We start from the raw sequence: 10,000 nt of genomic DNA on the forward strand, positions 1-10,000 counted from the left end.
ATTTGCCCTTGCCCTTGATTTTTGAATTTGACTTTGAAATTGCCCTTGATTTTTGTATTTTTGGCAACTATTCGGTTGATTTCTCACCACTAAGAAGGAATTGCGATGTAACAATCAACAACAAAATTTTATGTCAGTTTTAGAAAAAATGAGTTCGGCTGAGGCAATTGCATTAGAAGACAAGTACGGTGCACACAATTATCATCCACTACCAGTAGTTTTAAGTAGAGGAGAAGGCGTTTATGTTTGGGATGTAGAAGGAAAGAAATATTACGATTTCCTTTCGGCTTATTCTGCGGTAAATCAAGGACATTGTCATCCAAAAATTGTAGGAGCAATGGTAGAGCAAGCGAAAACGTTAACCTTAACATCAAGAGCATTTTACAACGATAAATTAGGGGTTTACGAACAATTTGTGACCAACTATTTCGGATTTGATAAAGTATTACCAATGAACACAGGAGCTGAAGCAGTAGAAACCGCTTTAAAATTGTGTAGAAAATGGGCTTACGAGAAAAAAGGAATCAACGAAAACGAAGCGCAAATCATCGTTTGTGATGGTAACTTCCACGGAAGAACGACAACAATCATTTCTTTCTCAAACGACGAAAACGCACGTAAAAACTTCGGACCCTATACAGCTGGATTTATTAGTATTCCTTATGACGATATCGAAGCGTTAGAAAAAGCAGTGAATTCATCAAAAAACATAGCAGGATTCTTAGTAGAACCTATTCAAGGAGAAGCGGGAGTTTATACACCTTCTGACGATTTTATTAAAAAAGCAAAAGCAATTTGTGAAGCAAACAACGTTTTATTCATCGCAGACGAAGTACAAACAGGTATCGCTAGAACAGGTTCGTTATTAGCGGTTTGCGGCAATTGTACTTGTGAAGCAAAATGTGAAAAACAAGAAACGTTTACCCAACCTGATATTTTAATCTTAGGAAAAGCATTATCAGGTGGAGCTTATCCAGTTTCAGCGGTTTTGGCAAATGATAGCATTATGAATGTGATCAAACCTGGTCAACACGGTTCTACATTCGGAGGAAATCCAGTTGCGGCTGCGGTTGCAATGGCGGCTTTAGAAGTAGTTTCGGAAGAAAGTTTGTCTCAAAACGCTAGAAAATTAGGAAATATCTTCCGTGAAGAATTAGGTAAATTCATCGAAACTTCAAACATTGCTACTTTAGTAAGAGGTAAAGGATTACTAAATGCAGTTGTTATCAACGATACAGAAGAAAGCGACACCGCTTGGAACATTTGTGTGCGTTTAGCTGAAAACGGTTTATTAGCAAAACCAACTCACGGAAATATCATTCGTTTTGCTCCGCCGTTAGTTATGAACGAAGAGCAATTAAGAGATTGCGTTTCAATTATCATCAATACTTTAAAAGAGTTTGAAAAATAAATAATTGCTTAGTAAATATAAATCCCGATGAAAGTCGGGATTTATTATTTTACATACTTATTTGTTACTTTATGCGTTTTGTATTAAAAATAACAATTATGCTACGATTTTTACTTTGCTGCTTTTTAATTTCTTCGTTTTCTTTTTCACAAGCAAAATTCACCGTCTATTTTGATACCGATTCACATCAGTTAACTCCTCCAGAATTAACTCGATTAGATGTTTTTCTAAAGAATAAAGACTTAAAAATTATCAAAATAATTGGCTTTTGCGATTACCGAGCAACTAATGGTTACAACGATACTTTAGCGCTAAACAGAGCTAATTACGTGTATCATATCATAGAAAAAGTTACCAACCAAAAGCAAATCGAAATCGAAAGCAAAGGAGAAAATTTCACACAAAACTCCGATTTAAAACGGAACAGAAAAGTAGAGATTTTCTATGAAGAATTGATAACAGAAAAAATACTTCCAAAAGACGATAATAAAAATTTATCGCAACAAGTGTCAACAGCAAAAGTAGGTGATAAATTAATTCTAAAGAATTTACATTTCTACAATCGTTCCGGAATTTTTGTTCCTGAATCGCGTCCTATTTTAGAAGAATTATTGAAAATCATGTTGGCTAATCCAAATTTAAAAATAGAAATTCAAGGGCATATTTGTTGTCAAATGGGAACCGATGTAGAAGATACTGCAAAAGTTAGAGCATTAGCAGTATATAATTATCTGGTAAATAATGGAATTAATAAAAACCGATTGAGTTATAAAAGTTTTGGTAGTTCGAAACCGATTCACATCATTCCAGAAAATAACGAAGACGAGCGAAACGAAAATAGGAGAGTAGAAATTCAAATCATTGCCAATTAAGTTTAAAATAATTTTATTTTAATGTGTTGTAAATTAATTTTTTAAGTAAAATAAAAAGTTCTTTTTCTGAATAAGTTTTTTTAATACTTTTATTTTTTTATATTCGTTACATTAAAATACCCTAAATGAAATACGTATTACTGCTGTTTGGACTACTACTTTCAGCACAAGAAAAGGCGAGTTTTTATTTTGATTTTGATCAAGATACGTTTAACCCAAAGCAAAACGAATTGTTTATGTCTTGGTTAAACAAAGCCGAAAACCGCGAAATTCTAGTAATAAATGGGTATTGCGATTGGTACGGAACCTTCGAATATAACGATACGTTAGCTTACAAACGAATTCATACGGTTCAAGAACAACTGAAAACAAAAACAAATTCATCCCTATTTTTTAGCGAAGATTTAAAAATTAAAGGTTTTGGAGAACGTGTTCAAACCCGAAAAGAAAGACGTTATAACAGAAGAGTTGACGTTTTTTACAAGGTAATTCCAAACAAAACAATAGTAGAAAAACCTGTGGTTTACGACGATCCAGTAGTATATACAGGACAAAAAATTTCGGACGACCCAAAACCCTTTAAACAAATTGATACCGAATTACAACCCGTTGATCCAGAAGAATTAGTGCATCTTGAAGCAATTCCAAATCGGTACGCGAATGCAAAAGTAGGAGATAAGTTGGTGATGAAAAACCTCTATTTTTATGACCGTTCCGGAATTTTCGTACCCGAATCGTTACCCGTTATGGAAGAACTTTTAGCATTTATGGTAAATAATCCGAAAGCAAAAATCGAAATTCAAGGTCATATTTGTTGTCAATTAGGCGAAGATCCAGAAGATATTGCGTTAATTCGTGCTATTGCGGTTCATAATTATTTGGTTGCCAACGATATTGATGATAGTAGATTACAGTATAAAAGTTTTGGAAGTACACAACCCATTCACAAAATACCAGAGAAAAACGAAAAAGAAAGAAACGAAAATCGTAGGGTAGAAATTCTTATCTTAGAAAATTAATTTTTGGCATAATTTTTCGTTTTATTTTACAAACATGATTTCATGAAATATTTTTATTCTTTTATAGTAGTTGTATGGTTTCAAATGACATTTGCGCAAGAACAAGCGGTGTTTTATTTTGACAACAACAAGTTTGAATTAAACAAAACAGAAACAGCCAAACTCCAAAAATGGATTGCCGAAAATACCACTTCTAAAATTCTTTCCATTACAGGTTCAACAGATGAGGTGGGAAGTTCAGGTTACAACGATACGTTGTCGCAAAAACGCGTGAGTCATATATTCAATCAAATCAAAGGAAAAGTCAATATCAGACCCGATTTTAAAAGTATTTCCCTGGGTGAAAAAGGCGCTACTTCCACCAATAAAGCGGAAAATAGAAAGGCGATTATTCATTATTTATTAGAAAAAGATTTAGATAAAGAAGATGAGGTTTTGGGAATTAAAGAAGCCGAACCAGAAGTAATAATTCCAGATGATGCACCTTTAGAGGAAAAAGTAAAGTTGGCAAAAGTAGGAACGAAAATCACTTTGAAAAACATCAATTTCTATCAAAATACTTTTGCAACAATGCCCGAATCACAAGGAACTTTGTATGATTTGTTGTTTGTAATGCAAAACAATCCCGAGTTAATTATCGAAATTCAAGGTCATATTTGTTGTATTGATAAAGATTACCGAAATTTGTCTACCGATAGAGCAAAACAAATTAAGCGTTTTCTCGTTTATAATGGTATTCAGGATTATCGAGTAAAAACAAAAGGATTTGGGGTTTCACAACCCATTTATCCCATTCCAGAAGCAACACCTGAGCAAGCAGCAGCAAATCGAAGGGTAGAAATTGAAATTTTAAGTAAAAAATAATGAGAAACAGAATAACTTTATTTTTGGTAGTATTAACAATTTCATTAGTTAGTTGTAACGATGAGTGTAATGAAGGTGAAAAAGCTACGCCAGCTTCTTTCTTTGTTGAGATTATCGATGAAACTTCAGGAGAAAATGTATTTGAAAATGAAACATATACTTCGCAACAGATTGTCATTCAGGATTTAGATGAAGTTGCAATTCCATATGAGTTTGTAGAAAGTTCAAATATTATTCAAATATTTCCATCAGTTGTAAATCCAACAGGTAATTCGTTCGTAATTAAACTAAACAACGAAACAACTTTGCAAATGGATGAAATTGATGTTACTTATGATGTTTCTTCAAGTGTTGGTGAATGTTTTACTAGGTTTAAAATTGAGAATATTTTGTTTCCAAATAATACATCAGAATTAGTGGAAGCTGTTCATGTTGTAAAAATTTAACAAATTCTAAATTCATACTTCTAAATTCTAAATTTTAGAACTATCTTTGCGCCACAACAACAACAACAACAACACACTACATACATGAGTTCTGATACGAGCAAACGCTACAATTTAAGAGGAGTTTCGGCTTCTAAAGAAGATGTGCACCAAGCTATCAAAAACATCGACAAAGGCTTATTTCCACAAGCATTTTGTAAAATTATCTCTGATTATTTAACAAACGACGACCAATATTGCATCATTATGCACGCTGATGGCGCAGGAACAAAATCTTCCTTAGCCTATATGTATTGGAAAGAAACAGGCGATATTTCGGTTTGGAAAGGAATTGCTCAAGATGCGTTAATCATGAATATTGATGATTTGTTATGTGTCGGAGCAACCGATAATATTCTACTTTCATCAACTATCGGAAGAAACAAAAATCTAATTCCAGGTGAAGTTATTTCAGCCATCATCAACGGAACAGAAGAATTAATTGCAGAATTAAAAAATCACGGAGTTACCATTCATTCCACTGGTGGAGAAACTGCAGATGTGGGTGATTTAGTCCGAACTATCATCGTAGATTCAACCGTTACAGCTCGCATGAAACGTGAAGATGTTATCGATAATGCGAATATTCAAGCTGGTGATGTTATTGTAGGATTAGCTTCTTTTGGACAAGCTACTTACGAAAAAGAATATAACGGCGGAATGGGAAGTAACGGCTTAACTTCAGCTCGTCATGATGTTTTTGCGAAATATTTAGCAGAGAAATATCCAGAAAGTTTTGATGCTTCAGTTCCAAATGAATTAGTGTATTCAGGACAAACAAAATTAACAGATTCAGTTGAAAATAGTCCAATTGACGCTGGAAAATTAGTGCTTTCTCCAACGAGAACATACGCTCCGGTTATCAAAAAGATTTTATCAAAATACAATTCAAATGAAATTCACGGAATGGTTCATTGTTCTGGTGGTGCGCAAACAAAAGTGCTTCATTTCGTAGACAATGTTCACGTGATTAAAGATAAATTATTTCCAGTGCCACCTTTGTTCCAATTAATTCAAGAACAATCCAAAACCGATTGGAAAGAAATGTACCAAGTATTCAACTGTGGTCACCGCATGGAATTATACGTTCCTGCTGAAGTAGCACAAGATATCATCGAAATTTCAAAATCATTCAACATCGACGCACAAATCGTAGGAAGAGTAGAAAAATCAGATAGTAAGAAATTAACAATTACATCCGAGTACGGAGTTTTTGAATATTAAAAGTAGAAAGTAAAAAGTAAAAAGTAAAAAGGGGATCATGAAAGAAAATGATTTATTAAAAAGAACCTTTAATTTTGGAATTTCTTGCTTAAAATTTTTAAGAAAATTAGAGTCAAATCCTGAAAATAATTTAATTAGATTTCAATTAGGTAAATCTTGTACTTCTGTAGGAGCTAATTATGAAGAATCTCAAGCAGGTTCTTCAAAAGCAGATTTTACAAATAAAGTAAAAATCGCTTTAAGAGAGGCAAGAGAAACTAATTATTGGTTGAGAGTTTTAAAAGAACTAAATGATAGTAATGACGAATCACTTGAATTATTAATTAAAGAGAGTCAGGAGTTAAAAAATATTTTAGGAGCAATAGTAGTAAAATCAAATAATAAATAACTTAAGGTTGAGTTTTTAGGAATACTTTTTCCTTTTAACTTTTTCCTTTGTACTTAAATAACACATGCAACACAACGTATTAATTTTAGATTTCGGTTCGCAATACACCCAATTAATTGCCCGAAGAGTTAGAGAATTAAACATTTTCTGCGAGATTTTTCCATTCGATAAAATTCCAGCAGATTTATCATCATACAAAGCCGTAATCTTAGGCGGAAGTCCGTGTTCGGTTCGTTCTGAAGAAGCGCTTCACCCAGATTTATCTCAAATTAGAGGTAAATTACCTTTGTTAGCCGTTTGTTACGGAGCACAATATTTAGCGCATTTTTCTGGTGGAGAAGTAGCAGCTTCCAACACAAGAGAATACGGAAGAGCGAATTTATCGTACATCAAAGAAAACGAAGTATTTTTAGAAGGTGTTTCTGAAAATAGCCAAGTTTGGATGTCACATTCAGATTCCATCAAGAAACTTCCTACTAATGGGGTAATGATTGCTAGTACAAAAGACGTGGAGAACGCAGCTTATAAAATAGAAGGGGAAACCACTTATGCCATCCAATTTCACCCAGAAGTATACCATTCAACAGATGGAAAACAAATGTTGGAAAACTTCTTAGTAAAAATTGCAAAAGTGCCACAAAATTTCACACCAAACGCTTTCGTAGAGGAAGTAGTAGCCGAAATGAAAGCTAAAATCGGAAACGATAAAGTAGTTTTGGGACTTTCGGGTGGAGTAGATTCAACTGTAGCAGCGGTTTTATTAAACAAAGCAATTGGAGAAAACTTATATTGTATTTTCGTAAATAACGGATTATTACGTAAAAACGAATTCCAAAATGTACTAAATCAGTACAAAGGAATGGGTTTAAATGTAAAAGGAGTTGATGCTTCGGCACGCTTTTTGGATGCGTTAGCTGGGTTAGATGATCCAGAAGCAAAACGTAAAGCTATTGGAAAAGCGTTCATTGAAGTTTTTGATGATGAAGCACACCAATTAACCGATGTAAAATGGTTAGGTCAAGGTACGATTTATCCTGATGTTATTGAATCAGTTTCAGCAACAGGCGGACCTTCGGCAACGATCAAATCGCATCATAACGTAGGTGGATTACCTGATTTTATGAAATTGCAAGTGGTAGAACCTTTACGAATGTTGTTCAAAGATGAAGTTCGTAGAGTTGGTAGAAGTTTAGGAATCGACGAAGAATTATTGGGTCGTCATCCGTTCCCGGGACCTGGATTAGCAATTCGTATTTTAGGTGATATTACGCCAGAAAAAGTAGCTATTTTACAAGAAGTAGATGCGGTTTTCATCAACGGATTAAAAGAACACGGTTTATACGATAAGGTATGGCAAGCGGGAGCCATCTTGTTACCAGTAAATAGCGTAGGAGTAATGGGCGATGAGCGTACCTACGAAAAAGTAGTAGCGTTACGCGCAGTTGAATCCACAGACGGAATGACAGCGGATTGGGTACATTTACCGTATGATTTTTTAATGAAGATTTCTAATGAAATTATAAATAACGTTAGAGGTGTAAACCGAGTGGTGTATGACATCAGTTCGAAACCGCCTGCAACGATAGAATGGGAATAAAATAAATTTTTTCAAATTCAACATATAAATTTCAATAGCAATTATTTTTATTCTATTTTTACGATAGAAATTGCTATTGAAATTTTTGTTTAGTATTGTTTTTTAAATTAAGATTATGATAAAAAGAGTTGTTTTTCTTTTCAGTTTGATTTTTCTTTTCGGTTTACCGGCTCAATCTCAGATTAAGCATGTGGTGGCTAAAGGAGAAACCGTTTTTCAAATCGCAAAAAAATACGAGGTAACGCCTTTTGATATTTACCGATTAAATCCAGATGCGAAAAATGGCGTTCAGGAAAACACTACTTTATTAATTCCAAAAGCAACTTCAGGCAAAGGTGTTATTCACGTTGTTGGAGAAAAAGAAACACTTTTCGGAATTTCCAAAAAATACAACATTTCAGTTGCTGATTTAGAAGCTTGGAACAAAGCTACGCTTCAAAATGGCTTAAAGAAAGGACAAGAAATTTTTGTTTCAAAACCATCGGCTGCCGATTTAAAATCAGTTCCAACGCCTTTTGTTTCAAAACCTAAACCAGTTTCAAATGCAACGACTCACTTAGTGGAAGCAAAAGAAACTAAATACGGAATTGCTACAAAATACGGTTTAACGGTTACCGAATTAGAACAATTAAATCCTCATATTGTTGGTGGTTTAAATGTTGGACAAACCGTTGTTTTAAAACCTGGAGTTCAAGTTAAAAAAACTACAAACGTAACTTTGGTTGATTATGAAGTACAACCAAAAGAAACGCTTTATAGTTTATCTAAGAAATTCGATATCGCTCAAGCAGATTTAATTACGCTAAACCCTGATTTACAAGATGGTTTAAAAATCGGAATGATTTTGAAAGTGCCTTCAAATGGTGCAGGAACTTATGTTTCAAAGGCTAAAGATTCAGTGTTAGTAGCTAAAAATAAAGTGAATTTAATTACTTCGGTTGATAAATCACAACAAAAAAACATGGTGTTGTTATTGCCTTTCAACTTAACTAAAATCGAAACGGATTCGGTTAAAACCAAAACAGAGCAATTAAAAACCAATAAATTCTTAAACCTAACTTTAGATTTTTACGCAGGAGCACAAATGGCAATTGATTCAGCAAAAGTGTTGGGATTGCCTGTAAATGTTAAGGTTTACGATGTGGAAAGTACTAAATATTCTTCTAACGTAGCGTCTATTATTTCTAAAAACGATTTTGAGAATGTAGATGTTGTAGTAGGGCCATTTCAAAATTCGGTAGTTGAAACTACGGCTCAATTACTAACAAAATATAATACACCTGTGATCTCTCCACTTTCAAAAGAACGTGGATTGCCATTATCAAATTTATATTACACTGTTCCTTCGGAAGATTTTTTACGTGCTTCCATGTTTGATTATTTTAAATCGAAAAACGGAAATGTTGTGGCGATTATTAGTGCTAAAAAAACAACTTCGAAAGATTTTATAACGGCAAATCATCCTGATGTAAAACATGCCGCTTTTAATGATAAAGGCGCTTTAGATGTGGCACTTTTGAAAACGCAATTGGTTAAAGGACAAAAGAATTTTGTATTAATGGAAATTGAAAAAGCAAGTACCATTTTGAATATTACCAATATTTTAAAAGGATTACAAAAAGAATACGATATTCAGTTGGCTGTTTTCGAATTGTATGATGCATTGAATTTTGAGGAAATTCCAATGAAAAATTTAACCGATTTGAAATTGTTATTCCCATCTGCAACTAAAGTAGCGGAAACTCTTGAAGAGAAGATTTTTGAGAAACAATTCAAGAAAATCAACAACATTTATCCAAACGCTGCAGCTAAAAAAGGTTTCGATGTGACTTTTGATGCAATGTTGCGTATTTGTCAACCAGAAGGTTTTGTAAAATCAGCAGCAACAACCAAAACAGAATACATAGAAAACGCATTTGATTATAGTTCAAATAACGGAATGATTACCAATAACGCAACGTATTTATTGTATTACGACAGCGATTTAACGATTAAACAAGCACAATAATGGCAACTTCAAAAGTGACCTATTTAGGTGATTTACGCACCTCTTCGATACATTTACAATCGGGTTCTGAAATTATTTCAGATGCACCACTAGACAACAACGGAAAAGGAGAAGCCTTTTCTCCAACCGATA

Annotated in this window: 9 protein-coding genes and 1 pseudogene; all 10 read left to right on the forward strand. The window is 33.6% G+C overall.

Features of this window, described 5'->3' with window-relative positions; genetic code table 11:
- Positions 1–130 precede the first annotated feature (130 nt).
- On the forward strand, positions 131–1,411 hold the full coding sequence (gene rocD / locus LDL23_RS08100; RefSeq protein WP_291265246.1) for an ornithine--oxo-acid transaminase: 1,281 nt from the start codon (positions 131–133) through the stop codon (positions 1,409–1,411).
- A gap of 98 nt (positions 1,412–1,509) precedes the next feature.
- Positions 1,510–2,283 carry an OmpA family protein gene (locus LDL23_RS08105; protein ID WP_291265247.1) on the forward strand — a complete coding sequence of 258 codons (774 nt, stop codon included), beginning with the start codon at positions 1,510–1,512 and terminating at the stop codon, positions 2,281–2,283.
- A gap of 125 nt (positions 2,284–2,408) precedes the next feature.
- A complete protein-coding gene (locus LDL23_RS08110; RefSeq protein ID WP_291265248.1) occupies positions 2,409–3,302 on the forward strand; it encodes an OmpA family protein in 894 nt (297 codons plus the stop codon).
- Between the two features lie 42 nt (positions 3,303–3,344).
- Positions 3,345–4,166, forward strand: coding sequence for an OmpA family protein (locus LDL23_RS08115; protein WP_291265249.1), 822 nt, complete (start codon positions 3,345–3,347; stop codon positions 4,164–4,166).
- Entirely contained in the window at positions 4,166–4,612 is a 447-nt protein-coding gene (locus LDL23_RS08120; protein WP_291265250.1) for a hypothetical protein, read from the forward strand. Before LDL23_RS08115 ends, LDL23_RS08120 begins: the two co-directional genes overlap by 1 nt.
- Positions 4,613–4,696: 84 nt before the next feature.
- Positions 4,697–5,875 carry an AIR synthase related protein gene (locus LDL23_RS08125; protein ID WP_291265251.1) on the forward strand — a complete coding sequence of 393 codons (1,179 nt, stop codon included), beginning with the start codon at positions 4,697–4,699 and terminating at the stop codon, positions 5,873–5,875.
- 37 nt (positions 5,876–5,912) lie between these two features.
- Positions 5,913–6,263, forward strand: coding sequence for a four helix bundle protein (locus LDL23_RS08130; RefSeq protein ID WP_291265252.1), 351 nt, complete (start codon positions 5,913–5,915; stop codon positions 6,261–6,263).
- A 64-nt stretch (positions 6,264–6,327) separates the two neighbouring features.
- Complete coding sequence (guaA, locus tag LDL23_RS08135; protein WP_291265253.1) at positions 6,328–7,860, forward strand: glutamine-hydrolyzing GMP synthase; 1,533 nt, start codon at positions 6,328–6,330, stop codon at positions 7,858–7,860.
- A gap of 115 nt (positions 7,861–7,975) precedes the next feature.
- Positions 7,976–9,868 (forward strand): LysM peptidoglycan-binding domain-containing protein, encoded by a 1,893-nt coding sequence (locus LDL23_RS08140; RefSeq protein ID WP_291265254.1) that lies wholly within the window; start codon positions 7,976–7,978, stop codon positions 9,866–9,868.
- A pseudogene (locus LDL23_RS08145) lies at positions 9,868–10,000 on the forward strand (OsmC family peroxiredoxin); the annotation flags it as partial. The gene LDL23_RS08140 and the pseudogene LDL23_RS08145, both read left to right, overlap by 1 nt.

Source organism: Flavobacterium sp. (assembly GCF_020217025.1).
Lineage (GTDB): Bacteria > Bacteroidota > Bacteroidia > Flavobacteriales > Flavobacteriaceae > Flavobacterium.

What these genes read in the sequence shown, in the direction of transcription:
- rocD (WP_291265246.1), top strand. Translation starts at nt 131, where the DNA reads ATGTCAGTTTTAGAAAAAATGAGTTCGGCTGAGGCAATTGCATTAGAA.
- LDL23_RS08105 (WP_291265247.1), top strand. Translation starts at nt 1,510, where the DNA reads ATGCTACGATTTTTACTTTGCTGCTTTTTAATTTCTTCGTTTTCTTTT.
- LDL23_RS08110 (WP_291265248.1), top strand. Translation starts at nt 2,409, where the DNA reads ATGAAATACGTATTACTGCTGTTTGGACTACTACTTTCAGCACAAGAA.
- LDL23_RS08115 (WP_291265249.1), top strand. Translation starts at nt 3,345, where the DNA reads ATGAAATATTTTTATTCTTTTATAGTAGTTGTATGGTTTCAAATGACA.
- LDL23_RS08120 (WP_291265250.1), top strand. Translation starts at nt 4,166, where the DNA reads ATGAGAAACAGAATAACTTTATTTTTGGTAGTATTAACAATTTCATTA.
- LDL23_RS08125 (WP_291265251.1), top strand. Translation starts at nt 4,697, where the DNA reads ATGAGTTCTGATACGAGCAAACGCTACAATTTAAGAGGAGTTTCGGCT.
- LDL23_RS08130 (WP_291265252.1), top strand. Translation starts at nt 5,913, where the DNA reads ATGAAAGAAAATGATTTATTAAAAAGAACCTTTAATTTTGGAATTTCT.
- guaA (WP_291265253.1), top strand. Translation starts at nt 6,328, where the DNA reads ATGCAACACAACGTATTAATTTTAGATTTCGGTTCGCAATACACCCAA.
- LDL23_RS08140 (WP_291265254.1), top strand. Translation starts at nt 7,976, where the DNA reads ATGATAAAAAGAGTTGTTTTTCTTTTCAGTTTGATTTTTCTTTTCGGT.